Annotated in this window: 19 protein-coding genes; 11 read left to right on the top strand and 8 right to left on the bottom strand. The window is 61.6% G+C overall.

The features are described from left to right. Positions 1-44: 44 nt before the first annotated feature. The 5 genes from ACF8EA_RS00325 to tpx form a co-directional block, all read right to left on the bottom strand. Positions 45-1535 carry an efflux transporter outer membrane subunit gene (locus ACF8EA_RS00325; protein ID WP_274102263.1) on the bottom strand — a complete coding sequence of 497 codons (1491 nt, stop codon included), beginning with the start codon at positions 1533-1535 and terminating at the stop codon, positions 45-47. Then, positions 1532-4639, bottom strand: coding sequence for an efflux RND transporter permease subunit (locus ACF8EA_RS00320; RefSeq protein ID WP_274102262.1), 3108 nt, complete (start codon positions 4637-4639; stop codon positions 1532-1534). The genes ACF8EA_RS00325 and ACF8EA_RS00320 overlap by 4 nt, the downstream gene beginning before the upstream one ends. Continuing rightward, positions 4636-7734 (bottom strand): MdtB/MuxB family multidrug efflux RND transporter permease subunit, encoded by a 3099-nt coding sequence (locus tag ACF8EA_RS00315; protein ID WP_392520912.1) that lies wholly within the window; start codon positions 7732-7734, stop codon positions 4636-4638. Before ACF8EA_RS00315 ends, ACF8EA_RS00320 begins: the two co-directional genes overlap by 4 nt. Next, complete coding sequence (locus tag ACF8EA_RS00310; RefSeq protein WP_021781685.1) at positions 7731-9041, bottom strand: MdtA/MuxA family multidrug efflux RND transporter periplasmic adaptor subunit; 1311 nt, start codon at positions 9039-9041, stop codon at positions 7731-7733. The genes ACF8EA_RS00315 and ACF8EA_RS00310 overlap by 4 nt, the downstream gene beginning before the upstream one ends. 332 nt (positions 9042-9373) lie before the next feature. Further along, positions 9374-9874: a thiol peroxidase gene (gene tpx, locus ACF8EA_RS00305; RefSeq protein ID WP_323601591.1), complete on the bottom strand. Its 501-nt coding sequence runs from the start codon at positions 9872-9874 to the stop codon at positions 9374-9376. Positions 9875-10424: 550 nt separating this feature from the next. Between tpx and ACF8EA_RS00300 the strand changes: the two genes are divergently transcribed. The 3 genes from ACF8EA_RS00300 to ACF8EA_RS00290 are packed head-to-tail and all read left to right on the top strand — an operon-like array spanning position 10425 to position 13594. Continuing rightward, positions 10425-11480, top strand: a complete 1056-nt coding sequence (locus ACF8EA_RS00300) for a SagB family peptide dehydrogenase (protein WP_392520911.1) — start codon at positions 10425-10427, stop codon at positions 11478-11480. A gap of 3 nt (positions 11481-11483) precedes the next feature. Beyond that, positions 11484-12410, top strand: a complete 927-nt coding sequence (locus ACF8EA_RS00295; protein WP_392520910.1) for a diiron oxygenase — start codon at positions 11484-11486, stop codon at positions 12408-12410. Beyond that, positions 12407-13594, top strand: a complete 1188-nt coding sequence (locus tag ACF8EA_RS00290) for a Bcr/CflA family efflux MFS transporter (protein ID WP_367251256.1) — start codon at positions 12407-12409, stop codon at positions 13592-13594. The genes ACF8EA_RS00295 and ACF8EA_RS00290 overlap by 4 nt, the downstream gene beginning before the upstream one ends. Before the next feature lie 71 nt (positions 13595-13665). Here ACF8EA_RS00290 and ACF8EA_RS00285 read toward each other — a convergent pair whose 3' ends face one another. The 3 genes from ACF8EA_RS00285 to ACF8EA_RS00275 all read right to left on the bottom strand — a co-directional run bounded on the left by ACF8EA_RS00285 (position 13666) and on the right by ACF8EA_RS00275 (position 17910). Next, a complete protein-coding gene (locus tag ACF8EA_RS00285) occupies positions 13666-14946 on the bottom strand; it encodes a serine/threonine transporter (RefSeq protein WP_392520909.1) in 1281 nt (426 codons plus the stop codon). 579 nt (positions 14947-15525) lie between these two features. Next, the gene (locus ACF8EA_RS00280) at positions 15526-16722 is read right to left on the bottom strand and encodes an amino acid aminotransferase (protein ID WP_103462591.1); all 1197 of its coding nucleotides are present in this window, start codon (positions 16720-16722) and stop codon (positions 15526-15528) included. A gap of 162 nt (positions 16723-16884) precedes the next feature. Next, a complete protein-coding gene (locus ACF8EA_RS00275; RefSeq protein WP_103444273.1) occupies positions 16885-17910 on the bottom strand; it encodes an Ldh family oxidoreductase in 1026 nt (341 codons plus the stop codon). A gap of 142 nt (positions 17911-18052) precedes the next feature. Here ACF8EA_RS00275 and ACF8EA_RS00270 point away from each other — a divergent pair, with 142 nt between their 5' ends. The 8 genes from ACF8EA_RS00270 to kdgD all read left to right on the top strand — a co-directional run bounded on the left by ACF8EA_RS00270 (position 18053) and on the right by kdgD (position 26033). Further along, the gene (locus ACF8EA_RS00270; RefSeq protein ID WP_392520908.1) at positions 18053-18925 is read left to right on the top strand and encodes a MurR/RpiR family transcriptional regulator; all 873 of its coding nucleotides are present in this window, start codon (positions 18053-18055) and stop codon (positions 18923-18925) included. A gap of 22 nt (positions 18926-18947) precedes the next feature. Then, positions 18948-19700, top strand: coding sequence for a transporter substrate-binding domain-containing protein (locus tag ACF8EA_RS00265; RefSeq protein WP_392520907.1), 753 nt, complete (start codon positions 18948-18950; stop codon positions 19698-19700). An 84-nt stretch (positions 19701-19784) separates the two neighbouring features. Then, the gene (locus tag ACF8EA_RS00260; RefSeq protein WP_021781693.1) at positions 19785-20504 is read left to right on the top strand and encodes an ABC transporter permease; all 720 of its coding nucleotides are present in this window, start codon (positions 19785-19787) and stop codon (positions 20502-20504) included. Next, complete coding sequence (locus ACF8EA_RS00255) at positions 20501-21211, top strand: ABC transporter permease (RefSeq protein ID WP_021781694.1); 711 nt, start codon at positions 20501-20503, stop codon at positions 21209-21211. Before ACF8EA_RS00260 ends, ACF8EA_RS00255 begins: the two co-directional genes overlap by 4 nt. A gap of 16 nt (positions 21212-21227) precedes the next feature. After that, complete coding sequence (locus ACF8EA_RS00250) at positions 21228-22472, top strand: FAD-binding oxidoreductase (protein ID WP_103444271.1); 1245 nt, start codon at positions 21228-21230, stop codon at positions 22470-22472. A gap of 22 nt (positions 22473-22494) precedes the next feature. Continuing rightward, on the top strand, positions 22495-23277 hold the full coding sequence (locus ACF8EA_RS00245) for an amino acid ABC transporter ATP-binding protein (RefSeq protein ID WP_021781696.1): 783 nt from the start codon (positions 22495-22497) through the stop codon (positions 23275-23277). A 467-nt stretch (positions 23278-23744) separates the two neighbouring features. Next, a complete protein-coding gene (locus ACF8EA_RS00240; RefSeq protein ID WP_338443562.1) occupies positions 23745-24554 on the top strand; it encodes a type 1 glutamine amidotransferase in 810 nt (269 codons plus the stop codon). A gap of 567 nt (positions 24555-25121) precedes the next feature. Continuing rightward, positions 25122-26033, top strand: a complete 912-nt coding sequence (kdgD, locus tag ACF8EA_RS00235; protein ID WP_010954445.1) for a 5-dehydro-4-deoxyglucarate dehydratase — start codon at positions 25122-25124, stop codon at positions 26031-26033. Positions 26034-26129: the final 96 nt, after the last annotated feature.

Here is a 26129-nt window from a genome sequence, read left to right as displayed (position 1 = left end):
GGGAATGGACCCAATAACTGCAAATGCCCCCCCTCTGCGCATGGTCATTTCTGCTCGGCAAACGCCTGCTCTGCATCCCAGCCGCCGCCCAACGCGGCCACCAGTTGCACACTGGCCACCAGGCGCCCTTGCAGCAGGTTCAGCACGCTGCGCTCGTTGCTCAGCGCCGTGGTTTGCACGTTGACCACATCCAGATAGCCGATCAGCCCGGCGCGGTACTGGTTCTCGGTCAGGCGCAACGACTCACGGGCGGCATCAAGCGCCTCTTGGCGCACCCTGGCTTCATCGCCATACACTTTCAGTTGAACCAGCAGGTTTTCCACTTCCTTGAAGCCGTCTAGCACGGTCTGGCGGTACTGCGCCACCGTCTGGTCATACACGGCCACCGTGCGGTCGACCTCGGCGCTGCGTTTGCCGGCGTCGAACAGGGTCAGCGCCAACTGCGGGCCTACCGACCAGTAGCGGTTGGGCAGCTCGATCCAGTTGCTGAAGCTGCTGCTGGAATATCCGCCACTCATGCTCAGGCTGAGGTCCGGGAAGTAGGCCGCCCGCGACACCCCGATGTTGGCGTTGGCCGCCATCACGTTGCGTTCGGCCGCAGCGATGTCCGGGCGTCGCTCCAGCAGTTGCGAAGGCAGCGAAACCGGTATTTGCGGCAACGCGGGAATAGCCTTGCTGTCGGCCAGGGCGAAGTCGGCCGGAACCTTGCCCAGCAGCACGGCGATGGCATTTTCGAACTGCGCACGCTGCCAGATCAGGTCGATCAGGTCAGCCTGGGTGCTTTTGAGCTGGGTGCGGGCCTGGGCCACGGCATCCGGGCCGGCGACCCCGGCACGGTACTGGTTTTCGTTCATTCGCAGTGAGCGTTCATAAGCCGCCACGGTGGCTTCCAGCAAGCGCTTCTGCTCATCGATAACCCGCAATTGCAGGTAGTTCTGCACCAGTTCCGACTGCTGGCTCAGGCGGATCGACGCAAGGTCGGCGAAACTGGCTTCGGCACTGGCCTCGTTGGCATTCAGGGTTTCACGCAGCTTGCCCCACAGGTCGATCTCCCAGCTCACGCCCAACTGCGCGTTGTAGGTGTTGCGAATGCCGCTGCTGTTATTGGACAGGCTGGAACTGGAGCTGCCGGTGCCCTGCGCCGATCGGTTCTTGCTGGCGCTCAGGTCCAGGCTGGGGAACAGCGCCGCGCGGCTGCTGCGCACCAGTGCCTGGGCCTGGCGGTACTGGGCTTCTGATTGCGCCACGGTCTGGTTGCTGCGGTTAAGCTCTTCGACCAGCGCATTGAGCCCGGCATCGCCGTAGATTTCCCACCAGGCGCCGCGGGCGATGGCGTCGGAGGGCGAGGCCTGGGTCCAGCCTTCAGCATGCTTGAACTGCGCCGCCGTGCTGTTCAGCTCGGGGCGGTGATAGTCGGGGCTCAGGGTGCAGGCACTGAGCAAGGCCGCGCACAACCCGGCGCTGAGCAGGCGCGAGCCACGGCCACGGGTCAGTGCTTGCAGGGCACGGTGAAGTGGGGTCTGGGCAAAAGTCATAGCGGGGTTTCCAGGGCGGCGTCGGTGCGCACGCCGCGCCAACGGTTGAAGCGGTGGCGCAGGCGGTCCAGGTACAGGTAAACCACCGGCGTCGTATAAAGGGTGAGGATCTGGCTGAACACCAGGCCGCCGATGATGGTCAGGCCCAGCGGCTGACGCATTTCTGCGCCTTCAGCCTGGCTCAACAGCAATGGCAATGCGCCAAGGATCGCCGCCAGGGTGGTCATCAGGATCGGCCGCAGGCGCAGCAGGCAGGCCCGGCGTATCGACTCTTCCGGCGAAAAGCCCTGATGGCGCTCCAGTTGCAGGGCCAGGTCGATCATCAGGATGGCATTTTTTTTCACGACGCCGATCAACAGGAACAGCCCCAGCAACGAGATCAGGCTGAACTCGCCACCGGTAACGTACAGCGCCAGCAAGGCTCCGACGCCCGCCGAAGGCAGTGTCGAGAGAATGGTCAGCGGGTGAATGTAGCTTTCATACAGAATGCCCAGCACCAGGTACACCAGCAGCAGTGCGCCAAGGATCATGAATGGCTGGCCCTGCTGGGTCTTGGCAAAGGCATCGGCAGTGCCGCCGAGCTTGGCAATCACCTCCTCGGGCAGGCCCAGTTTGGCCACCGCGCGTTCCAGCGCCGCCATGGCCTGGTCGGGGCTGTAGCCCTCGGCGACGTCGAAGGCGATGTCTTCCGAAGCGAACTGGCCTTCGTGGCTGACCCGGTCGTTGGCCAGGCTGTTCTCGTAGTGGGCGATGGTCGACAGCGGCACCCGGGCGCCGTCGGCGGTGATCACCTGCACTTGCTCGAGCGTACTCGGGTCCCAGGCGTATTTCGGGTTGATCTCCAGCACCACCTGGTACTGGTTGAGGCTGTCGTAGATGGTGGAGATCTGCCGCTGGCTGTAGGCGTTGTTCAGTACTGCGGTGACCATGTCCATGTCGATGCCCAGGCGCTTGGCCTGGTCACGGTCGACCACCAGGGTCACCTGCTGGGTACCGGCGCCATCACGGGCGTCGATGGCGGTCAGCTCAGGCAGTGCACGCAGCGCAGCGACCACCTTGGGGAACCATTCGCGCAATGCCGAAAGGTCGCCGCTTTGCAGGGTATACAGGTACTGCGAAGAGGTCTGGTCACGCCCACCGCCACCCAGTTGCAGGTCCTGATCGGCCATCAGGAACAGGCGCCCGCCGGGCACTTTGGGCAGTTCCTTGCGCAGGCGTTCGATCACTTTCTGCGCATCGATCTTGCGCTCGCTGATCGGTTTCAGGCGCACCAGCACAAAGGCGTTGTTGGTACCGCTGTTGCCGCCGATGAAACCGGCAACGCTCTGCACGGCAGGGTCGGCCAGCAAGGCGCGGCGGTAGATTTCCATCTTCGGCTGCATCACGCTGAACGACAGGCCGTCGTCGCCACGGATGAAGCCCATCAACTGGCCGGTATCCTGCTGGGGCATCAACGTTTTGGGTACTACCACGTACAGGGCGATGTTGATGCCGATGGTGGCCAGCAGGCTGAGCAGGGTCAGGCGCTTGTGGCGCAGGGCCCAGCCCAGGCTGCGGTCATAGGCAGCAACCATGCGCTGATGCAGCTTGTCGCTCCAGCGCTGCAGGCGGCTCTGCTCGGCCTTGTGCGGCTTGAGCCAGCGGGCGCAGAGCATCGGCGTAAGGGTCAGCGACACCACCAGCGAGACGATGATCGCCGCCGCCAGAGTGATGGAAAACTCCTGGAACAGGTTGCGCACGATGCCGCCCATGAACAGGATGGAGACAAACACCGCCACCAGCGACACGTTCATCGACAGCAAGGTGAAGCCCACTTCCTTGGCGCCCAGGAAGGCCGCCTTCATCGGCGGCTGGCCGTTCTCGATGTGCCTGGAGATGTTTTCCAGCACCACGATGGCATCGTCCACCACCAGCCCGGTGGCAAGGATCAGCGCCATCAGCGACAGGTTGTTGAGCGAGAAACCGCACAGGTACATGACCGCGAATGTACCCACCAGCGATACCGGCACCGCCAGGCTGGGGATCAGCGAGGCGCGCAGGCTGCCGAGGAACAGGTAGACCACCAGGATCACCAGCACCACGGCGATCAGCAGGGTGTGCTCGGCCTCTTTGAGGGTGGCCTTGATCACGGGCGAGCGGTCCATGGCCACGTTCAGTTGCACGCTGGCTGGCAGCAGCGACTGCAGTGCCGGTAGCTGGGCCTTGATCTGGTCGACCGTTTCGATGATGTTGGCGCCGGTCTGGCGGTTGACCACCAGCAGCACCGCTGCCTGGTCGTTGAAGAAGCCGCTGTTGTAACGGTTTTCAACGCCGTCGGTGACGGTCGCTACGTCAGACAGGCGCAAAATGGTGCCGTTCTGCTGGCGAATCACCACCGGCTCGTAGTCCTTGGCGCTTTCCAGCTGGTCGTTGGCCCGCACCTGCCAGTTGCGCTCGGCGTCCTCGACAAAGCCCATGGGCCGGCGCTGGTTGGCGTTGGACACCGCAGTGCGCACCTCGTCCAGCGACAGGTTGTACTGGTTGAGCAGTTGCGGCTCGACGGCAATGCGCACGGCCGGCAGCGAACTGCCACCGATCTGCACCTCCCCTACCCCCGATACCTGAGCCAGGCTCTGTGAAAGGATGGTGTCGGCCAGGTCATACAGCTGGCCTTTCTGCAATACATCCGAGGTCAGCGACAGCACCATGATCGGCGCCTGCGACGGGTTGATCTTCTTGTAGGTGGGCATGCTGCGCATGCCGCTGGGCAGCAGGTTGCGGGTTGCGTTGATCGCCGCTTGCACCTCACGGGCTGCGCCATCAATGTCACGGCCCATCTCGAAGCCGATGATTACCCGTGTCGAACCCTGGCTGGAGCTGCTGGTGAGCGTGGTGACACCGGCGATGCTGCCCAGCTTGCGTTCCAGCGGTGTGGCCACGGTAGAAGCCATGACCTCGGGGCTGGCACCAGACAGGTTCGCCGACACCACGATCACCGGGAAGTCCATTTGCGGCAGTGGCGCCACCGGCAGCAAGCCAAAGCTGACCCCACCCAGCAGCATGATCGCCAGGCTCAACAGCATGGTCGCCACCGGGCGACGGATGAAAGGCCCGGACAGGTTCATGCCTGAGCCTGCTTCACGTCAGTGGCCGGGCGCCAGCGGCGGGCCAGGCGATCGAAGTACAGGTAGATGACCGGGGTGGTGAACAGCGTCAGCACCTGGCTGACCAGCAGCCCGCCGACCATCACCAGGCCCAGTGGCTGACGCAGCTCGGCGCCGGAACCGGTGGCAAGCATCAGCGGCACCGCGCCAAACAGCGCGGCCAGGGTGGTCATCAGGATCGGCCTAAAGCGCAGCAGCGCCGCCTGGTAGATGGCATCGCGTGGGCTCATGCCCTGATGGCGCTCGGCCTCCAGGGCAAAGTCGATCATCATGATCGCGTTCTTCTTGACGATACCGATCAGCAGGATGATGCCGATGATGGCGATCATGCCCAGGTCGTTACCGCTGATGAGCAAGGCCAGCAAGGCACCGACCGCCGCCGACGGCAGGGTCGAGAGGATGGTGACCGGGTGGATGTAGCTTTCGTACAGCACCCCCAGCACGATGTACATGGTCACCACCGCCGCCAGAATCAGCAGCAAAGTGCTCGACAGCGACGCCTGGAAGGCCTCGGCCGCACCCTGGAAGCGGGTTTGCACACCCAGCGGCATGCCGATGTCCTTCTGCACCTGCTCGATCACCTGCACGGCTTCGCCCAGCGACGCGCCGTGGGCCAGGTTGAACGACAAGATCACTGCCGGGAACTGGCCGATGTGGGAAATAGCCAGCTGGGCTTGACGCTGCTCGATCCGCGCCAGCGCCGAAAGGCGCACCTGGCCGCCATCGGTGGCCTTGACGTGGATCGACTCCAGCGCCTGCGGGCCGATCGTGGCGGCGTCCTTGGCCTGCAACACCACGCGGTACTGGCTGGCCTGAGTGTAGATGGTCGAGATCTGCCGCTGGCCGAAGGCGTCGTACAGGGCATTGGTGATCTGCGACACGCTGATCCCCAGGCGGCTGGCCATGTCACGGTCGATGACCAGGTACACCTGCAAGCCCTTGTCCTGCAGGTCGCTGGCCACATCGGCCAGTTCCGGGCGCGGCTGCAGCGCCTGCACCAGCTTGCCGCTCCACTGCGCCAGCAGGTCGGCGTCCGGTGACGACAGGCTGAACTGGTACTGGGTCCGGCTGACCCGGTCCTCGATGCTCAGGTCTTGCACCGGCTGCATGAACAGGCGGATGCCCACCAGCCGGTCGACTTGCGGCTGCAGGCGGCTGATCACTTCGCTGGCGCTGACATCGCGCTCGCCGTGGGGCTTGAGGTTGATCAGCAGGCGACCGCTGTTGAGCGTGGCGTTGTCGCCGTCTACGCCAATGTAGGACGACAGGCTTTGCACGGCCGGGTCTTGCAGGATGACCTTGCTCAGGGCCTGCTGACGTTCGCTCATGGCGGCGAACGAGGTGGACTGCGGCGCCTCGGAAATACCCTGGATCACCCCGGTATCCTGCACCGGGAAGAAGCCCTTGGGCACGACCATGTACAGAAACACCGTGAGCACCAGGCTGGCCACCGCCACCAGCAAGGTCAGCGGCTGATGCTTGAGCACCCACTGCAGGGCACTGCCGTAGTGCTTGATCAGCCAGTCGATCCAGGCGCCACTGGCACGGTAGAAGCGGCCTTGCTCTTCTTCCTTGGGCTCGCGCTTGAGCAGACGCGCGCACATCATCGGTGTCAGGGTCAGGGACACCACCAGGGAAATCAGGATAGCCACTGCCAGCGTGATGGCGAACTCGCGGAACAAGCGTCCGACCACGTCAGCCATGAACAGTAGCGGGATCAGTACCGCAATCAGCGAGAAGGTCAGCGAAATCAGGGTGAAGCCAATCTGCCGGGCGCCCTTGAGCGCCGCCTGCATGGGCGTCTCGCCCTCTTCGATATGCCGGGAGATGTTCTCCAGCATGACGATGGCATCATCGACCACAAAGCCGGTGGCGATGGTCAGGGCCATGAGCGTCAGGTTATTGACCGAGAACCCTGCCAGGTACATGACCCCGAACGTCCCGATCAGCGACAGTGGCACGGCAATCGACGGAATGAGGGTGGCGCTGAAGCGGCGCAAGAAAACGAAGGTGACCATTACCACCAGAACGATGGCGATCAGCAGCTCGTGCTGCACGTCCTTGACCGCGGCACGGATGGTCTGGGTGCGGTCGGTCAGCACCGATACATCGAGGCCGGCCGGCAGGTTGTCGGTGATCGACGGCAGCAGGCCCTTGATGCGGTCGACCACTTCGATCACGTTGGCGCCCGGCTGACGCTGGATGTTCAGCAGCACTGCATGGTTCTGGTTCGCCCAGGCGGCCAGCCGCTCGTTCTCGGCGCCGTCGACGATTTCGGCCACATCTTTCAGGCGCAGCGGCGCACCGTTGTTGTAGGCCAGGATCAGGTTGGCGTATTCCTCGGGAGAACGCAGCTGGTCATTGGCGTCGAGCATCGACACCCGGGTCGGGCCGTCGAAGTTGCCTTTGGGCTGGTTGACGTTGGAGGCACCGATCAGCGTGCGCACGTCATCCAGGTTCAAACCATTGGCCGCCAGGGCGTCGACGTTGACCTTGATGCGCACCGCCTGGCGCTGGCCACCGGCAATGCTGACCATGCCCACGCCGCTGATTTGCGCAAGCTTTTGCGCCACGCGGGTATCGACCAGGTCGTTGAGCTTGGGCAGCGGCATGGTCTTGCTGGAGATGGCCAGGGTCAGCACCGGGGTGTCGGCCGGGTTGACCTTGTTGTATACCGGCGGTGCCGGCAGGTCGCTGGGCAGCAGGTTGCTGGCGGCGTTGATCGCGGCCTGCACCTGTTGCTCGGCAACGTCCATGTTCATGTCGAGGTTGAAACGCAGGGTCAGCACCGACGCGCCGCCAGAACTGGTCGAGGCCATCTGTTCCAGGCCCGGCATCTGCCCGAACTGGCGCTCCAGTGGCGCGGTGACGGCGCTGGTCATCACCTGCGGGCTGGCGCCGGGGTACAGGGTCATGACGCGAATGGTCGGGTAATCCACCTGCGGCAAGGCGGAAACCGGCAGCAACTTGTAGGCGATCAGGCCGGCCAGCACGATGGCCAGCATGCTCAGCGTGGTGGCGACCGGGCGCAGGATGAACAGGCGCGAGAGGTTCATGCGCCCGCCTTGCCTGCTGCGTTGCCGGGTTGTGCTTCACCTGTTGTTTGGGCCGCGCCCTTGGCTTCCTGCCCTTGCAGGTGCTGGCCTGGGCTGGTCGGCACTTGCGAGCTGTCTTCGACCACTTCCACCTTGGTGCCTTCGCGCAGGCGGTCGGTGCCTTCCAGCACCAGGCGGTCGCCGGCCTTCAGGCCGTCGAGAATGACGCTGTTCTCGCCATCGCTGGCGCCCACCTTCAGCTTGCGGACATTGACGGTGCTCTGCTCGTTGACCACATAGGCGAAGGTGCCATCGTTGCCAAACTGGATGGCCGCGGCCGGCGCCATGACCACCTGCTTGAGGGTGTCGGCCAGCAAGCGCACGTTGACGAACTGGTTGGGGAACAGGGCCAGGTCCTTGTTCTCGAAACGGCCTTTGAACTTGAGTGTGCCAGTGGTGGTGTCGATCTGGTTGTCGATGCTGCCCAGCACACCGGTGGACTGCAGCTTGCTGTCACTGCGGTCCCAGGCCTCGACCGGCAGGCTGGCGCCACTGCGGTAGCGCTCCAGCACCGTGCTCAGTTCGGTTTCCGGCAGGGTGAAGGCGACGTTGATCGGCTCGGTCTGGGTAATCACTACCAGCGCGGTGGTGTCGTTGGCGGCCACCAGGTTGCCCAGATCGAGCTGGCGCAGGCCCACCCGGCCACTGATCGGCGCACGGATCTGGGTGAAATCGAGGTTCAGGCGGGCGTCGTTGACCTGTGCCTGATTGGTCTTGACCAGCCCTTGGAACTGCGCAACCTGGGCTTGGGCAGTGTCCAGGGTTTGCTTGGCGATGCTGTCTTCGGCGTACAGGCCTTTATAGCGGGCCAGGTCGACCTGAGCGTTCTTCAACTGCGCCTGGTTCTGCGCCAAGGTACCTTCGGCCTGCTGCAGGGCGATGCGATAAGGGCGCGGGTCGATTTCGGCCAGCAGGTCGCCGGCCTTGACGCGCTGGCCTTCCTTGAAGTGGATTTTCACAAGCTCGCCAGCCACACGGCTGCGCACATTGACTGTATTGGTCGCGGTGACCGTGCCCAAGGCTTTGTAGTAGAGCGGGAAGTCGCCTGTCCGCACCGGCACGACGCGTACCGGCACCGGGTCGCTGGAACCGCCAAAACCTGGGCGGCCGCCGATCATGCCCATGCCCTTGCCACCGCGCCCGCCACTGGCCTCTTTATGCGCAGGCGTCGCTGCGGGCCACAGCCACCAGGCCAGTGCAGCCACCAGCAGCAGGATCAGCAGGCCGACGAGCCAGCGACGGAGGGAACGGGAATTGGACGCTTGCATGGGTTGAACGAACCTTGTTCGGAATGACGACTTGGGGAGGATGAACGATAAGCACTGCCATCGTTTTAGCAAAGGGCCTTTACCAGAGGTTTACCTTTGCCTGACGTTGCCAAGAGGCGGAATTTTAAATGAAAACGGCCCGGAACGTGTTCCGGGCCGTTACAGGGTGTTGCTTGGAGCAGTGACGGGCCTGAAGGTTCGGTTGCCTGGTCTGGCCCTTTCGCGGGTGAACCCGCTCTTACAGGGACAACACAGGCTTTGAACACTGGCAGGAGCGGGTTGACCCGCGAAGAGGCCGAAACAGGACTCAGCCGCCCTGCCCCACGTAATCCTTACTTCAGTACAGCCAGCGCCGCGTCGTAGTTCGGCTCGTCAGCAATTTCGCCAACCAGTTCGCTGTGCAGCACCTTGTCGTTCTCGTCCAGCACCACCACGGCGCGGGCGGCCAGGCCGGCCAGCGGGCCGTCGGCGATGGCTACGCCGTAGTTTTCGAGGAACTCGCGACCACGCAGGGTCGACAGGTTATTCACGTTGTCCAGCCCCTCAGTGCCGCAGAAGCGTGCCTGGGCGAACGGCAGGTCAGCCGAGATGCACAGCACCACGGTGTTGGCGACGTCGTTGGCCTGGGCGTTGAACTTGCGCACCGAGGTGGCGCAGGTCGGGGTATCGACGCTCGGGAAGATATTCAGCACCTTGCGCTTGCCGGCGTAGTCTTTCAGCGACTTGTCAGCCAGGCCTTCACCTACCAGGGAGAAAGCCGGAGCCTGGGCGCCGGCCTGTGGCAGGTTGCCGTTGACCTGGACCGGGTTGCCTTTGAGAGTCACTTGAGCCATGACGAAATCCTTATGCGGGGTTTGAAAAGGACACTGAGTTAAGCATGAAGGCAGCCGGGTGCCTATGGGTGGCAGGTGAAATTGTTCCATTGCCGGACGAATTTTGTGGACAAAAAATGCCGATAGCCGCGGTTACGGCCAGTTGCCTCACAGTTCACAACCGCCCATCCACACCTCCCACTCCGAGTGCGGAGCACAGTGAGCTAATTGATATGGGCGGTACAACGCTGCTCCCAAAATCGCTGTGAGGTTTGTGCCAGAGGCTTTACGACGCAGTTGGATTGGCACCTCGTGACTATAAGGGTAACAAATCCTACAACTTCATCGGAAGTTTCGCTACAAAGTTTGCCTTGTACATCTTCAAAGTGACGCTAACATCAGACAAGTCGCAATACCGCGACGCATAAATGGAGATTCAAATATGAAAACCATCAAGATGGAGTCTACAAAACTGGCCAACCTGGCCCTTCTGGTCAAAAAGAGCCAGTAAGCCTTATCCGATGAATGCTGAAGCGCAGTGCCGGCCTGCGCTTTAGCCAAAGGAGGAAAAATGGTAAGCAGAGACTGTTTTTTTATCGCCAAGGATAACGCTCTGATCTGCTGGGACTTCAACAATCACAAGCAGTATGAACTTTCAGCCGAGCACGCAGAAAAACTGATATCGATCATTTACGGCCAACCCTGCAATGACCCAACTGATCCCACACTCAAAGATCTGAAGCGCTGCGAGATAATCACTGACCGCACAACGGATGAAAACGCTTGGGGATGGGACATTCTCTCTAGAATCTTTCATATCGGAACCAAAAACATACCGCTAGACGATCAACCAACCAGTACGCATCAATGGGCCAACCAATACCTGGAACATTGCAATGAAGTATTGAGTGAAATATCTCCTGCCGCCGCCGATGAGCCAACAGCAGGCATCCAACTGCCAACCACAAGCAACGCCAGTGAGTTCGATAAAACTCTCGGGCGGCGGGCAACCGTGAGAAACTTTCATCGCTCATTAATTCCAATAGCTGAACTAGGGCAAATTTTACACCATACGCTAGGCTTTATTGACACTCGAGCCCTGGATCATGAAGAAGGAGGGATTGAGCAATTCAACAAGCGGCGTTGCAGTCCATCAGCAGGAGGATTGAATGCCACCGAAGGCTATGTATACATAGCGAATGTCGAAGGTATAGCGCCAGGAATTTACCGGTATGACCCTCACATGCATCAGTTATACTGGCGTAATCCGCTGCCTCCAAGATTGGGTGACTTGCTCTCTGGACAACATTTCGCCAACGATATATCAGTGGGATTATTCCTTACCTCCAGATTCGATAAGTTGTGGTGGAAGTACGAACATTCGCGTGCTTATCGGATGGCACTGATCGAGATAGGCCATGTGGCACAGACCTTTCAGCTGGCTGCTACCGCCTGCGGAATGAATACCTGGCTAACTGGCGCATTGAATGAGTGCTTGATTGAACCACTGCTGAACCCTATAAACGCGAATGAGCAGGTCCTTTTCTTTGTCGGCTGCGGCTACAGTGATGGGTCCGCCATTCCCGACTGCCTAAAGTCCATCTTGAAAAAAACCGAGGCGAGCTGACATATGAACAAGTTAGCCAACCGCAGTATAACCTTGTTTCGGAATTGGCACTCCTCCAGCGCTGTCCGTTCGCGACCCTACGCCTATCAATTCACAAAAGCGGATTTCGCTCAGACAGACCCCGGCTTATGGTTCCCCATCGCACTCAGTCCAGCACTGGCTCATGATGCAATAAAATCCCTTCCCAAAAAAGAATTGCTGATCGCACATGCATCTCATCTAGTATATTTTATGGACTATACCACAGCACTAGAGATGACGCATGTCAATGAGGCTGTACGTTGCATTGTAACTGGAAGCCTGAGCAAATACTTTGAGAACAAAGAGCGCCGCATCGCCTTAAAAATATACGCGGATGAAGCGTATCACGCATTATTTTCAAAAGATATTGCAGATCACGTAGCACAGCATTTCAACTTAGTACGCATCAGGCCCGCTCGCCTAGATAGGCTAGATCGTGTTATAGATAAAAGCCCTCCAGCGCTCGAATGTTTAACCCGCTTCTGCATCGGATTTGTGTCAGAAACCTTGATCACTCACGAACTCCTTAAGTTATCTAGCGAGGCACTCGTTGGCCCAGTGACGAACATGCTGAGGGATCACTTGCATGATGAAGGCCGCCATGCAGTCTTCTTTTCCGAGTGCTTCGTCAGCTTGTGGCGAAATATTTCCAAGATGGAGAAGGACTATGTGGCTCAAATTTTACCTGAGGTGCTCATAGCTTTCTGCCAGCCCGACCTATCATGCTTGCGAATGCTACTCAGAAACCGACCAGACCTAGGAGACGAAATTTCTGCTTATATGGAGGCAAACTGGACGATCCGAATGATCGAGATTTGCGGGCCGACACTTCGAGCAATTCAGCACACTGATTTGCTGGATGATGAAGGCTATTTCTTGCAATTCCAATCGGCGGGGTTGATAGCATGAACCGCCCCATTGGTTCGCTTCGGCGCCACCTGTGCTCGACGTTGCTGATTTTGTTATGTCTGCTGGGTGTGTTTCCTCTGGACGTGATCCTCCCATCATTCCCGGCGCTCTCAGATGAGTTTCGGGTCGACACAAAACAGATTGCGTACTCAGTGAGCTTTTTTGCTGTCGGTGTGGCCATGGCGCAAATCGTGATCGGCCCACTGTCGGATGGCATCGGGCGCAAGCGTTTGTTGCTCGCTGGGTTGAGCGTATCCATTGTGGGGGCGCTCGGTTGCGTATTTTCAACTCATTATGAAACGTTCATGGCCTTTCGCTTGGTGCAGGCCCTGGGTTGCGGCAGCCTCGTGCTAGGCCAGGCGCTTGTGCAGGACCTCTACAGCGGTACACAACGCAATGCCATGCGCATCCTGTTAACAAGCGCGAGCGGGTTGTTCATCTCACTGTCACCGCTGGCAGGTGCTTTTCTTCAACAGTCGTTTGGCTGGAAGGCAAGCTTTACGGTATTCGTGATCATCGCTGCAATCGTTTCACTTCTATCGTGTGTGCTGCTTCATGACACACCTGCGACGCGCGACCGGGCGCCCAGTATGTCCAGTTATCGGGTGATGCTGCGAGACACGGACTATCTCGCGCATTCCATGCTGTCCAGCCTCGCCTTTGCCTGCCATTTTTCCTTTATCGTCATAGCGCCCTTGCTGCTGATGGGCAGGCTGGAGCTGACGGCCTATCAATTCTCTCTGGTCTTTATCGGCTATGGGTTGGCATACATCGTCGGCGGCATGGCTGCGACCTACTTGAACAGTCGCGTAAGCCCGCAAGCTCAAATAAAAGCAGGCTTGCTGCTTATAAGTGCTGCGGGCATCACCCTTTTGATGTGGCAATGGGTGGCAGATTTATCTGTGCTGGGGGTTCTACTGCCGATGATTGTCTGTACCACCGGGACAACCCTGGTACGCCCCGCCGCAACGACCCAGGCTTTGGCGCGCTATCCACGTCAGGCAGGTGCGGCAGCGTCGCTCAATACGACGCTGCTGTTCGCCGGTGCCGGTTTGACGAGCAGTGTGGTCGCAGGTTTGGAAAGCGCGCTACCGGCAGGCTTGGGCGTGCTGTTCGTGGTGGCCAGCCTGTGCGGGTGGTGGCTGCTTGCATGCACCAAGGACGATGGAATGCAACGCTGCTGAAACTTTGATCAGGCAAAAAAATGCCCGGGTGACGACAAGCGCCCCGGGCATTCTTGAATGAAACGGGTGAATCAGCTTACAAGGCCGTACACCACAGAGGTCAGCGCAACCAGGCCGACCACAACGACGAACACGTTGGAGGCCGCACCGCTGTACTTGCGCATCGATGGCACACGGCGAATGGCGTACATCGGCATGAGGAACAACAGCACCGCGAGGATCGGGCCGCCGAGCGACTCGATCATGCCGAGAATGCTCGGGTTGAGCGTGGCAACGATCCAGCACACCACCAGCATCAGTGCAGCGACCACGCGGTCCAGGGCCTTGGCGCCCGGGCGCGCGCCGGTCTTGGCGATGATGCCCTTCAGGCCTTCGCTAGCACCGATATAGTGGCCGAGGAACGACTTGGCGATGGCCACGAAGGCGATCAACGGCGCAGCGAACGCGATGGTCGGGTTGCTGAAGTGGTTGGCCAGGTACGACAGGATCGACAGGTTCTGCGCTTTGGCTTCGGCCAGCTGGGCGCTGCTCAGGGTGAGCACGCAGCTGAACACGAAGAACAACACCATCACCACCATCAGCAGGTGGGCACGACGCAGGATCTGGCCGCTGCGCTCGTCGGCGTGCGCGCCGTAACGGCGCTTCTGATCGACGGCAAAGGCCGAAATGATCGGCGAATGGTTGAACGAGAACACCATCACCGGAATGGCCAGCCACAGGGTATGCAGGAAGGCCGAGGCCGGCGGCACCTGAGTGGCGCTGTCGAGAATGCCACCGGTCCAGTGCGGCACCAGGTACAGGCCCAGCAACGCCAGCGCAACGATGAACGGGTAGACCAGCAGGCTCATGACCTTGACCGTGGCCTGCTCCCCGCAGCGCACGATGGCCAGCAGACCGAGGATCAGCACGAATGACAGGATTGCCCGAGGCGGCGGCTGCATGTGCAGCTGGTGCTCCATGAAGCTGGACACGGTGTTGGTCAGTGCCACGCTGTAGATAAGCAGGATCGGAAAAATCGCGAAAAAGTACAGCACGGTGATCGAGGCGCCGGCGGTGACGCCGAAATGCTCCTTGACCACTTCGGTGATGTCGCCCCCATCGCGCCCGGAAAGGACGAAACGGGTCAGCCCGCGATGGGCGAAATAGGTCATCGGGAAGGCCAGCACGGCCAGGATCAGCAGCGGCCAGAAGCCACCAAGGCCCGCGTTGATCGGCAGGAACAGTGTCCCGGCGCCGATGGCTGTGCCGAACAGGCCCAGCATCCAGGTAGTGTCTTGACGCGCCCAGGTGCCTAGGGTGGCGGGGGTCGATTCTGCAAAGCGTTGTTCAACGCTTGGGGCCTGCTCATTCATTCCGGTGAAGCTCCACTCGCAAGACTGCAACAGGCTGAGAATGGCGAAATAGACCTTTCGCCCAACTCAACCGGAAAAGAGGGGCGCGATTGTGCACGGAAAGGTTGCACTTGCGAAGCCCTTTTCCGAGGAGCGGTTGCACTTGTCTTTACAAGCGGGTTATACCAACAGGCTGCGGGGTGGGGCTGGCTGGGTGTTGGCCGTGGCTCTTTCGGCGCCTGTGAAATCGAGCGCCGCCCGCGCGGCGCATCGCGAGCTGCGCTCGCTCCTACGTTTGTTTCGGGCCAGTTATTTCTGTGGGATTTGCGCGCGTACGCCTTGGCGCATGGCTCGATATCGTGTCGTACAAACAAGGGGGTCGCGCGCGCCTGTCACAAGCGTCACTGGCCCGAAACAAACGTAGGAGCGAGCACAGCTCGCGATGCGCCGCGCGGGCGGCGCTCGATTTCACAGGCGATGCAAATGCCACGCCCAACACCTACCAGCCCCACCCCGGCGAACTGACTGGCATTACGCTACGCCCCCCTTTCGCGACGCAAGGCCGCTTCCACAGAGGGGCCGCGCAGGCCCTTGGTGGTGTTACTTCTGAACGGCAGCGAACGCTTCGGCAACCCGTTGCAGGTTGGCCGGGCGCAGGCCGGACATGCACACACGGCCGCTGTCGATCAGGTAAACGCCGAACTCGTCACGCAGGCGACGTACCTGCTCGACGCTGAAGCCGGTGTAGCTGAACATGCCGCGCTGGCGCAGGAAGAACTGGAAGTCCTGGCCCGGCAGCAGCACGGCCAGGGCATCGACCAGCGCCTGGCGCATGTCAAGGATACGCTTGCGCATCACTTCGACTTCTTCGGCCCACTGGGCATTCAGGCCAGCATCGCTCAGTACACCGGCAACCAGCTGGGCGCCGAAGTTGGGCGGGCTGGAGTAGTTGCGGCGCACGGTGGCCTTCAGCTGGCCAAGCACGCTCTGGGCAGTGGCCTCGTCATCGCACACCACCGACAGGCCGCCCACCCGCTCACCATACAGCGAGAAGATTTTCGAGAAGGAGTTGCTGACCAGGCACGGAACGCCCGCACGGGCCATTTCGCGGATAGCGTAGGCATCTTCTACCAGGCCTTCGGCGAAGCCCTGGTAAGCGATGTCGAGGAATGGGATCAGCTGGCGCGCCTTGACCACTTCGACCACTTGTTGCCACTGGTGCTGCTCCAGATCGGCACCGGTAGGGTTGTGGCAGCACGGGTGCAGCAGCACCACGCTGTTGGCCGGCAGGCTTTGCAAGGTGGCCAGCATGCCGTCGAAGTCCACGCCACGGGTGGCCTGGTCGAAGTACGGGTAGGTGTGCACCTTGAAGCCCGCACCTTCGAAGATGGCGCGGTGGTTGTCCCAGGTCGGGTTGCTAACCCAGACTTCGGACTGCGGGAAGTAGCGCTTGAGGAAGTCGGCACCGACCTTCAGGGCGCCGGAGCCACCCACGGTCTGTACGGTGGCCACACGGCCGCCGGTCACGGCCGGGTGATCGGCACCGAACAGCAGCGCCTGAATGGCTTGGCGGTAGCTGGCCAGGCCTTCCATCGGCAGGTACAGGGAGGCTTCGTGGTCCTGACCGGCAATGCGTTTTTCCACCGCATCCACCGCCGCCAGTTGCGGCACCACGCCGGCCTCATCGTAGTACAGGCCAATACTCAGGTTGACCTTGTCGGCGCGCGGGTCGGCCTTGAAGGTTTCCATCAACGAGAGGATCGGGTCGCCGGCATAGGCATCGACATGTTTGAACACAGCGTGCAGCTCCTTGGATCAGGACGGTACGGAAAGTCAGCCCTGAGCATACCCGGAGAGCGGGCTCAGGAACATCCACTATTGTGCAAGGTTGTCTATGCAACATTGCATGGCCGGGGATGAGTGCTGGATTCTTCGCGGGTAACCCGCGAAAGGGCCGGCTCAGCCAAGCAGCTCTTTCAGGCCTTGCAACTCCTGCTCGGTCACCGCCACTCCCTCCTCCTCGGCCACCTCGCGCTCACGATAGCGGCGCTCACCCGGCATGCGGGTCAGCCCGACTGCCTGCATCTGCTCCACCAGTTCGCGGCTGCGCTGGGCAAAGCGCTCGCCCTCGGCCTTGCCCGGGTCGATGACGATGATCAACTGCCCGGTCCATGGCGTTTTCGCCCCCGGATGCCCGGACCAATCGAACTCCCAGGAGAAATGACCGCCGGTCAGCGCCGCCGCCAGCAACTCGACCATCATCGATAACGCCGAGCCCTTGTGCCCGCCAAATGGCAGCAAGGCCCCGCCTTCCAGAATCGCCTTTGGGTCGGTGGTCGGCTGGCCATCGGCGTCCACCCCCATGCCCTCCGGCAATTGCTGGCCGGCACGCGCGGCAATTTGCACATCGCCATGGGCCATGGCACTGGTGGCCATGTCGAAAACAATCGGGTCATGCTCGGCGCAAGGCGCAGCAAAAGCGATGGGGTTGGTACCGAACAGTGGCTTGCGCGCACCATGCGGCACCACGCAGGTCATGCTGTTGACCACGCTGAGGGCTACCAGGCCCTCTTCGGCGAACGGCTCTACATCCGGCCACAACGCAGCGAAGTGGTGCGAGTTGTGGATCGCCAGCACGGCAATGCCTGCGTTGCGCGCCTTCGCCACCAACAGCTCACGGGCCGCCGCCAGTGCTGGCTGGGCAAAACCGCCCGCAGCATCGACACGCACATAACCGGCGGCCACGTCGCTGACCTGTGGCGTGGCCTGGCCATCGACCCAGCCGCTGGCCAAGGTCGAGACATAACCGGGCATGCGGAACACCCCATGGCTATGGGCGCCATCACGCTGGGCGCTGGCGCAGTTGTGGGCCAGCACCCGGGCTACGGCCTCGCTGCACCCATGGCGCTGGAAAATGGCCTGCAACAGGCTTTGCAGCTCGGTAAACGGCATGCGTACAACGGTGCTGGTGGAAGGTGCGGACATCTGAAGCTCCTTGTTGATTTTGGAATGGCTACAGCGTTGCAACGACAAAAACTTTCCTTCATGTGACAGCAATCTGTCAAATGTTGACTTGATGACAGAAAACATTCATTTTCTTCCCATGCCTCACCCTTGGAGCCGCAGCATGAGCCAACTGATCAAGCAACGCCTGGAAAACAGCCTCGAAGGGGCCGCTGCCTCCGGTCGCAAGATCGCCACCTACATGCTTGCCAACCTGCACGAACTGCCGTTCCAGACCTCGGCCAGCATTGCCGCCAAGCTGGGCGTCAGCGAATCCAGCGTCGGGCGCTACTGTCGCTCACTGGGTTATGCCCACCTCAAGGCGCTTAAGCAAGACCTGCAGAACGATCTGGGCGATGGCCCGTGGTTGGTAGGTGATCGCCTGCAAGATTACCGCCAGAACCAGGACGCCAGCGACAACGCCGGCAGCCTGGAACTGGAAATCGCCGCCCTGGTGCGCGTACACGAGTACCGCCAGAGCCCGGCCTGGCACAACGTGGCGCAACGCCTGGCAAGCAAACCGCGGGTGTTCATCGCCGGCTTCCAGACCGAGCGTGGCATCGCCATGTGCATGAGCCACCTGCTGCAATACCTGCGCGATAGCGTGCAACTGGTCGACATCAGCGCCGGGCACTTCGGTGAGGTGTTGCTGGGCCGTGCCGAAGACAGCGCCCTGGTGGTGTTCGAGGCGCGCCGTTATTCCCGCCATGCCCTGATGCTGTGCCAGAAGGCGCGCGAGGCTGGCATTGCGGTCACCCTGGTGACCGACACTTTCTGTGACTGGGCGGATGCCAATGCCGACGAGGTGTTCCGCATCCCCACCGAGTTCAACCTGTTCTGGGAATCCACCTCGACGATGCTGTCGTGGGTGCATCTGATGGTCAACGAGGTCTGCAAGAAGCTCGGACCGGATGTTGAAAAACGCTTGGAAGCAACTGCCGCTCTACATAACGAATTCGTCGGCTACACCTCGTGGTCGACGGGCAAACAACAATAGCAAGAGTGCAATGAGGTGCGAGATGAACAAGTCCATGGCCTTGGTGGGTGCGTGCGCCCTGCTGCTGGCGGGTGCCGCCAGCGCTGAAACCCTGCGGTTCGCCACCGAGGGTGCCTACCCGCCCTTCAACTATGTAGACGCCGATAACAAGCTGCATGGCTTCGATATCGACATCACCCACGCCCTGTGCGAGCAGATGAAAGTCGAATGCACGCTGGTGGCCCAGGACTGGGAAGGCATCATCCCCGCCCTGATGGCGCGCAAGTATGACGCCGTGGTGGCGTCGATGATCGACACCGAAGAGCGACGCAAGAAGATCGCCTTCACCAACCACTACTACCGCACGCCACTGACCGTGGCGGTTGCCAAGGACAGCAAGATCGACAGCGCCCAGACCGACTTTGTCGGCTACACCGTCGGTGCGCAGTCTTCGTCCACCCAGGCCATCTACGCCGAAGACGTGTATGGCAAGGCCGGTGCCGACGTAAAACTGTACCCGACCATGGACGAAGCCAACGCAGACCTGGCGGCCGGCCGCCTGGACGGTGTGATTGCCGACAAATTCCCGCTGCACGAGTGGATGAACAAGAACGGCGGGGATTGCTGCAAAATCCTTGGCGACGTGGCCGACACCAAAGCCGATGCCGCCATCGCTGTGCGCAAGGACGACGAAGCCCTGCGCCAGCGCCTGAATACCGCGCTGCAACAGATCGTGGCCAACGGTACCTATCAGAAAATCGCCAGCAAATATTTCGCTTTCGATATCTATAACTGACCACTGGCCTTGCGCCTCACCCTTGCAGGCACGGGCTTGCCCGCGCCTGCAAGGGTGAGCGCCCCTCCAAGTTAGGGGTTCGTCATGCTCGATCAATTGTCCTTGCTGTCTTTCGCCAGCGGAGGCTGGGGCCAGGCGTTGCTGGCCGGCGCGCTGGTTACCGTTTCCCTGGCCCTGGCCTGCCTGCCCATCGGCCTGCCACTGGGCCTGGTGGTCGCGCTGGCGGCGCGCTCACGCAAACGCCTGCCACGGGCCTGGGCCACCACCTTTTCTACCGTGTTCCGCGGCCTGCCCGAGCTACTGACGTTGCTGATCATCTATTACGGCTGCCAGATCGCCGCACAGAAGATCCTCGCCGCCATGGGTTATCAAGGTGAGTTCATCATCAACACCTTCCTCGCCGCGATGATCGCCTTCAGCCTGGTGTTCGCCGCGTTTTCCAGCGAGATCTGGCTGGCCGCCTTCAAGACCCTGCCCAAGGGCCAACTGGAAGCCTGCTCGGCGCTTGGCCTGAGCAAGCGCACCGGTTTCTTCAAGGTGCTGCTGCCGCAACTGACCCGCATCGCCCTGCCCGGTTTGTCCAACAATTGGCTGTCGCTGCTCAAGGACACCTCGCTGGTGTCGACCATCTCGCTGGTCGACCTGATGCGCCAGACCAACCTGGCGGTCAGCGTAACCAAGGAGCCGATGTTCTTCTACGGCGTCGCCTGCCTGGGCTACCTGCTGTTCGCGGCACTGTCCGGGCGCGTATTCGCCTACATCGAACGGCGCAGCAACCGCCACCTGCAAGGAGCACGCGCATGAGCTTCGATCAACTGCTGGCAATGGTGCTCGACCCCGACCTGCTGGAGCGCTACGGCCCACGCTTCATCGACGGCCTGCTGGTAACCGCCAAACTGGTGGCGATTTCCTTCAGCCTGGGCGCTGTGCTCGGCCTTCTGCTGGCCCTTGCACGCATGTCTCACAGCCTGTTGCTGCAGCGCATGGCTGCCGGCTACGTGTACTTCTTCCGTGGCTCGCCGCTGCTGGCGCAATTGTTCCTGCTGTATTACGGCCTGGGTTCGCTCAAGGGCTTCTGGCAGGACGTCGGCCTGTGGTGGTTCTTCCGCGAAGCGTGGTTCTGCACCTTGCTGGCGTTCACTCTGAACACCGCCGCCTATCAGGCCGAGATTTTCCGCGGCAGCCTGATGGCGGTTGCGCCTGGCCAGCATGAAGCGGCTCGGGCGCTGAACCTGAAACGCTCGACCACCTTCTTCAAGGTGATATTGCCACAGTCGCTGCTGGTGGCCATTGGCCCGCTGGGCAACGAACTGATCCTGATGATCAAGGCCAGCGCGATCGCCTCGCTGGTGACGATCTACGACCTGATGGGCGTGACCAAACTGGCCTTCTCGCGCAGTTTCGACTTCCAGATCTACCTGTGGGCCGCCGTGCTCTACCTGGTGATCGTCGAACTGGTGCGGCGCCTGTTGAAACACCTGGAAGCCCGCCTGGGCCGCCACCTGAACTGACCGAAGGATACGTTTCATGCATTGCCAGACCCTTGTCCTTGGCGCCGGCATTGTCGGCGTCAGCACCGCGCTGCACCTGCAGGCACGCGGGCGCCAGGTAATTCTGATCGACCGCGACGAACCGGGCAGCGGCACCAGCCATGGCAACGCCGGGCTGATCGAGCGCTCCAGTGTCATCCCCTATGCCTTTCCACGGCAATTGAGCGCACTGCTGCGCTACGGCCTGAACCGCCAGCCCGATGTGCGCTACAGCCTGGCGCACCTGCCCAAGGCCGCACCGTGGCTGTGGCGCTACTGGCGCCAGTCGGCACCCGGGCGTCTGGCTGGGGCCGCCGCCGATATGTTGCCGCTGGTGCAGCGCTGTGTCGAAGAGCATGACGCGCTGATCGCTGCTGCCGGCCTGGAAAGTCTGGTGCAAGCCAAAGGCTGGATCGAAGTGTTCCGCGACCCAGCGCTGTTCGAGCAGGCAAAAACCGATGCCAAGGGCCTGAGCCGCTATGGCTTGCAATTCGAAATCCTCGAATGCGGGCAACTGCAGGCTCGTGAGCACCAACTGGACGCCACCGTGGTCGGTGGCATTCACTGGCTCGACCCGAAAACCGTGAACAACCCCGGCGCGCTCACCCGTGGCTATGCGGCGCTGTTCCTGCAACGCGGCGGGCAGTTTGTGCATGGCGATGCGCGCAGCCTGCGCCAGGCCAATGGCCAATGGCGGGTAGAGAGCCGTCGCGGCCCGATCACTGCCGACGAAGTGGTGGCCTGCCTCGGTCCACAGTCGGCCGACCTGTTCAGCGGCCTGGGCTACCAGATCCCGCTGGCAATCAAGCGGGGCTACCACATGCACTACAGCACCCGTGACGGCGCTCAGCTGGAGCACTCGATCTGCGACACCCAAGGCGGCTATGTTCTGGCGCCGATGGCGCGCGGTGTGCGCCTGACCACCGGCATCGAGTTCGACGCAGCCAGTGCGCCCGGCAACCAGATTCAACTGGGCCGCTGCGAGGCCTTGGCGCGCAAGCTGTTCCCGGCCCTCGGCGAGCGCCTGGACGACACGCCTTGGCTGGGCCGCCGCCCCTGCCTGCCCGACATGCGCCCGGTGATCGGGCCGGCGCCGCGCCACCCAGGGCTGTGGTTCAACTTTGGCCATGCCCATCACGGTCTCACACTGGGCCCGGTCTGCGGCCGGCTGCTGGCCGAGCTGCTCACTGGCGAGCCCCCCTTCACCGACCCCGCGCCTTACAGCGCGACCCGTTTCGACTGAACCCATGCGGGAGAACAACAAGATGACCGCACCACTGAGCCTTGCCACCCTTGCCCCCGAACCCGACCCGCGTCCGGTGCTGATTCGCATCGAAGGCCTGAACAAGCACTATGGCGCGTTCCACGTGCTGCGTGACATCGACCTGCAGGTGCGCGAAGGCGAACGCATCGTGCTGTGCGGGCCGTCCGGCTCGGGCAAGTCGACCCTGATCCGTTGCATCAACCGCCTGGAAGTCGCCCAGCAGGGCAGCATCCAGGTGGACGGCATCGACCTGGCGGCCACCACGCGCGAGGCGTCACAGGTACGCAGCGACATCGGTATGGTGTTCCAGCACTTCAACCTGTTCCCGCACATGAGCGTGCTCGACAATTGCCTGCTGGCCCCCACCAGCGTGCGCGGGCTGTCACGCAAGGACGCCGAGGAGCGGGCACGCATGTACCTGAGCAAAGTCGGCATCGAAAGCCAGGCGCACAAATACCCCAGCCAGCTGTCCGGCGGCCAGCAGCAGCGCGTGGCAATCGCCCGGGCGCTATGCATGAAGCCGCGGATCATGCTGTTCGACGAGCCCACTTCGGCGCTGGACCCGGAAATGGTCGCCGAGGTGCTGGATGTGCTGGTGCAGTTGGCTGGCACGGGCATGACCATGCTGTGCGTCACCCATGAAATGGGCTTTGCCCGGCAGGTAGCCGAGCGGGTGCTGTTCCTTGAGGGGGGGCAGATCATCGAGGACAGCCCGCCGCAGGTGTTCTTCAACCAGCCGCGCACCGAGCGGGCCAAGGCGTTCCTGGCGCAGATACTGCATTGATTGAAAGCTTGTGGGGCGGGTTTACCCGCGAGGAAGACACCGCCGTGGATGGCACGGGCTTCGCCCGTGTTCGCGGGCAAGCCCGCTCCCACAGGGATCGCGCCAGCTTTTAGACGTTGAGCAAGACAGTTGCCCCACAAGGACCGAGGAGACTTCGAGCTACCTATTCATTGCACCGCTGCAATGACCCAACTGCATCGTTAAATATTATTGACCGCCGCCCCTGCCAAACCCACGCCGCCACAGGCCCGCATCGGTTTCAGCCCCCAAAAAACGGTGTATTGCCTGCGTTAAAGCCCTCTTCCGTTGTTTGACATATCGAACGGCTCTGGCAAGCTATCTACAAGCCCCGACCGGAATCGTCGCCTCTGACGAGCCGGCAGTGCTCGGGGCCACAGGCAGCAATCAGGGCCCCGCGCCGTGCGCCTGCACAACAACGACAGGTCGAACCTGTCCCAAGGTGACATATGTCCAACAGCAACATTGGCAACAAGCAACCTTCCCTGCGCAAACCTGTCGTCCTGATGACCATGGGCACCCAAGAGCGCAAAGGCCATGACTACCAGGTCATGACCCACAAATACATTAGCCCGCTGGTCGAGTTCTCCGATTGCGTCCCGGTGTTGGTACCCACCTGCTTCGGTACTGAAGACCTCGAGACCTACCTGGACATGGCCGACGGCGTGTACCTGACTGGCGCTGGCAGCAACATCGACCCAGCCCTGTATGGCCAGGAAAACCAGACTCCAGGCAAAGGCCAGGACCAGAACCGCGACCTGTTCGACATTCCGCTGGTCAAGGCGGCGATCAAGCGTGGCCTGCCCATCTTCGGCATCTGCCGTGGCATGCAGGAAATCAACGTGGCCCTGGGTGGTGACATTTACCAGAAGGTGTATGCCGAACCTGGATTCAATGACCACCGGGAAAACCCGGAAGACCCGGTCGAAGTGCAGTACGCCCAGGTGCATGGGGTGAAGATCCAGCCGGGCAGCTGGCTGCACGAAACCCTGGGTACCGACGAGATTCGCGTCAACTCGCTGCATGGCCAAGGCCTGAACAAGCTCGGCGCCGGTATTGAAGCGATCGCCCGTGCCGAAGATGGCCTGGTCGAAGCGATTCATGCGCCAAGCATTTCGCCGTTCCTGTTCGCGGTGCAGTGGCACCCTGAGTGGCAAGCGGCGAAGAACCCTGACTCGATAAAGATCTTCCAGGCTTTCGGCGATGCTTGCCGGGCCCAGGTACGCAAGGCGCAAATCAAGCGCCAGCACGCGGCCTGACCTTCAGTTTCCTCTGCTTTGATCGCGGGGCGGCGCAAGGCCGCCCCCGTTTCCCCGGTCACCCTCTGCTGGTCCCAGAACACTTCCCGTGGAATCGGGCGGCGGGCTTGTGCCTGTCTCCGCGATCCTTTTTCTTCCAAGAGATACGATGACCGTTATGTGGTTGTCGTTATGCCTTCTGCGCCGGTGCGATCGCGCGCCGCCCGCGCGGCGCATCGCGAGCTGCGCTCGCTCCTACGTTTGTTTCGGGCCAATCATTCCTGTGGGGTTCGCGCGCGAACGCCTTGGCGCATGGCGCGAAATCGCGTCGTACAAACAAGGCGGTCGCGCGCGCCTGTCACAGGCGTAACTGGCCCGAAACAAACGTAGGAGCGAGCGCAGCTCGCGATGCGCCGCGCGGGCGGCGCTGGATCTCCGCGCCACCGCCATTCTCAAACTGGCCACCTGAGCACCTAAACACCCAAACAAAAAATTCCGAAAGGGGCTAGCCACACCCGAAGTTGTACGATAACTTACCTCCAACGCAAAACAACACCCTTCACCAAGCGCCCCAGGATGCCAACAACAATGAATCCACAAGAACTCAAATCCATCCTCTCCCACGGCCTGCTGTCTTTCCCGGTCACCGACTTCAACGCCCAGGGCGACTTCAACCCGGCTGGCTACATCAAGCGCCTTGAGTGGCTGGCCCCCTACGGCGCCAGCGCGCTGTTCGCCGCCGGCGGTACCGGTGAATTCTTCTCCCTGGCCGCCAGCGAATACAGCCAGGTGATCAAGACCGCGGTTGACACCTGCGCCACTTCGGTACCGATCCTCGCCGGTGTCGGCGGCTCCACCCGTCAGGCCATCGAATACGCGCAAGAAGCCGAGCGCCTGGGTGCCAAGGGCCTGCTGTTGTTGCCGCACTACCTGACCGAAGCCAGCCAGGACGGCGTCGCCGCCCACGTCGAAGCGGTGTGCAAATCGGTAAACATCGGTGTGGTGGTGTACAACCGCAACGTCTGCCGCCTGAACGCCGACCTGCTGGAAAAACTGGCCGAGCGCTGCCCGAACCTGATCGGCTACAAGGACGGCCTGGGTGATATCGAACTGATGGTATCGATCCGTCGTCGCCTGGGCGAGCGCTTCAGCTACCTGGGTGGCCTGCCGACCGCCGAAGTGTATGCGGCCGCCTACAAGGCCCTGGGCGTACCGGTGTACTCCTCCGCGGTGTTCAACTTCGTGCCGAAAACCGCCATGGACTTCTACAACGCCATCGCCCGCGACGACCACGCCACCGTGGCCAAGCTGATCGACGATTTCTTCCTGCCGTACCTGGACATCCGCAACCGCAAGGCCGGCTACGCCGTCAGCATCGTCAAGGCTGGCGCCAGAATTGCCGGTTATGACGCAGGCCCGGTGCGTACTCCGCTGACCGACCTCACCGCCGAAGAGTACGAGATGCTCGCCGCGCTGATGGACAAGATGGGCCCGCAGTAAACGCCGCCCGCGGCCTGCCACATGCCGCGCCCGGAGTGGGCCTGCCCCACTCCGGTTACAATTCGTGAGCCCGCACAAAAATAACTAGTGGGAGTA

It is taken from the genome of Pseudomonas sp. YQ_5 (assembly GCF_043103305.1).
GTDB classification, from domain to species: Bacteria; Pseudomonadota; Gammaproteobacteria; order Pseudomonadales; family Pseudomonadaceae; genus Aquipseudomonas; species Aquipseudomonas putida_Y.
This window is presented reverse-complemented; position numbering and strand designations above follow the sequence as displayed.

What these genes read in the sequence shown, in the direction of transcription:
- ACF8EA_RS00275 (WP_103444273.1), bottom strand. Translation starts at nt 17,910, where the DNA reads ATGTCCGCACCTTCCACCAGCACCGTTGTACGCATGCCGTTTACCGAG.
- ACF8EA_RS00310 (WP_021781685.1), bottom strand. Translation starts at nt 9,041, where the DNA reads ATGCAAGCGTCCAATTCCCGTTCCCTCCGTCGCTGGCTCGTCGGCCTG.
- kdgD (WP_010954445.1), top strand. Translation starts at nt 25,122, where the DNA reads ATGAATCCACAAGAACTCAAATCCATCCTCTCCCACGGCCTGCTGTCT.
- ACF8EA_RS00300 (WP_392520911.1), top strand. Translation starts at nt 10,425, where the DNA reads ATGGTAAGCAGAGACTGTTTTTTTATCGCCAAGGATAACGCTCTGATC.
- ACF8EA_RS00250 (WP_103444271.1), top strand. Translation starts at nt 21,228, where the DNA reads ATGCATTGCCAGACCCTTGTCCTTGGCGCCGGCATTGTCGGCGTCAGC.
- ACF8EA_RS00290 (WP_367251256.1), top strand. Translation starts at nt 12,407, where the DNA reads ATGAACCGCCCCATTGGTTCGCTTCGGCGCCACCTGTGCTCGACGTTG.
- ACF8EA_RS00240 (WP_338443562.1), top strand. Translation starts at nt 23,745, where the DNA reads ATGTCCAACAGCAACATTGGCAACAAGCAACCTTCCCTGCGCAAACCT.
- ACF8EA_RS00265 (WP_392520907.1), top strand. Translation starts at nt 18,948, where the DNA reads ATGAACAAGTCCATGGCCTTGGTGGGTGCGTGCGCCCTGCTGCTGGCG.
- ACF8EA_RS00260 (WP_021781693.1), top strand. Translation starts at nt 19,785, where the DNA reads ATGCTCGATCAATTGTCCTTGCTGTCTTTCGCCAGCGGAGGCTGGGGC.
- ACF8EA_RS00270 (WP_392520908.1), top strand. Translation starts at nt 18,053, where the DNA reads ATGAGCCAACTGATCAAGCAACGCCTGGAAAACAGCCTCGAAGGGGCC.
- ACF8EA_RS00315 (WP_392520912.1), bottom strand. Translation starts at nt 7,734, where the DNA reads ATGAACCTCTCGCGCCTGTTCATCCTGCGCCCGGTCGCCACCACGCTG.
- tpx (WP_323601591.1), bottom strand. Translation starts at nt 9,874, where the DNA reads ATGGCTCAAGTGACTCTCAAAGGCAACCCGGTCCAGGTCAACGGCAAC.
- ACF8EA_RS00255 (WP_021781694.1), top strand. Translation starts at nt 20,501, where the DNA reads ATGAGCTTCGATCAACTGCTGGCAATGGTGCTCGACCCCGACCTGCTG.
- ACF8EA_RS00285 (WP_392520909.1), bottom strand. Translation starts at nt 14,946, where the DNA reads ATGAATGAGCAGGCCCCAAGCGTTGAACAACGCTTTGCAGAATCGACC.
- ACF8EA_RS00295 (WP_392520910.1), top strand. Translation starts at nt 11,484, where the DNA reads ATGAACAAGTTAGCCAACCGCAGTATAACCTTGTTTCGGAATTGGCAC.
- ACF8EA_RS00320 (WP_274102262.1), bottom strand. Translation starts at nt 4,639, where the DNA reads ATGAACCTGTCCGGGCCTTTCATCCGTCGCCCGGTGGCGACCATGCTG.
- ACF8EA_RS00245 (WP_021781696.1), top strand. Translation starts at nt 22,495, where the DNA reads ATGACCGCACCACTGAGCCTTGCCACCCTTGCCCCCGAACCCGACCCG.
- ACF8EA_RS00325 (WP_274102263.1), bottom strand. Translation starts at nt 1,535, where the DNA reads ATGACTTTTGCCCAGACCCCACTTCACCGTGCCCTGCAAGCACTGACC.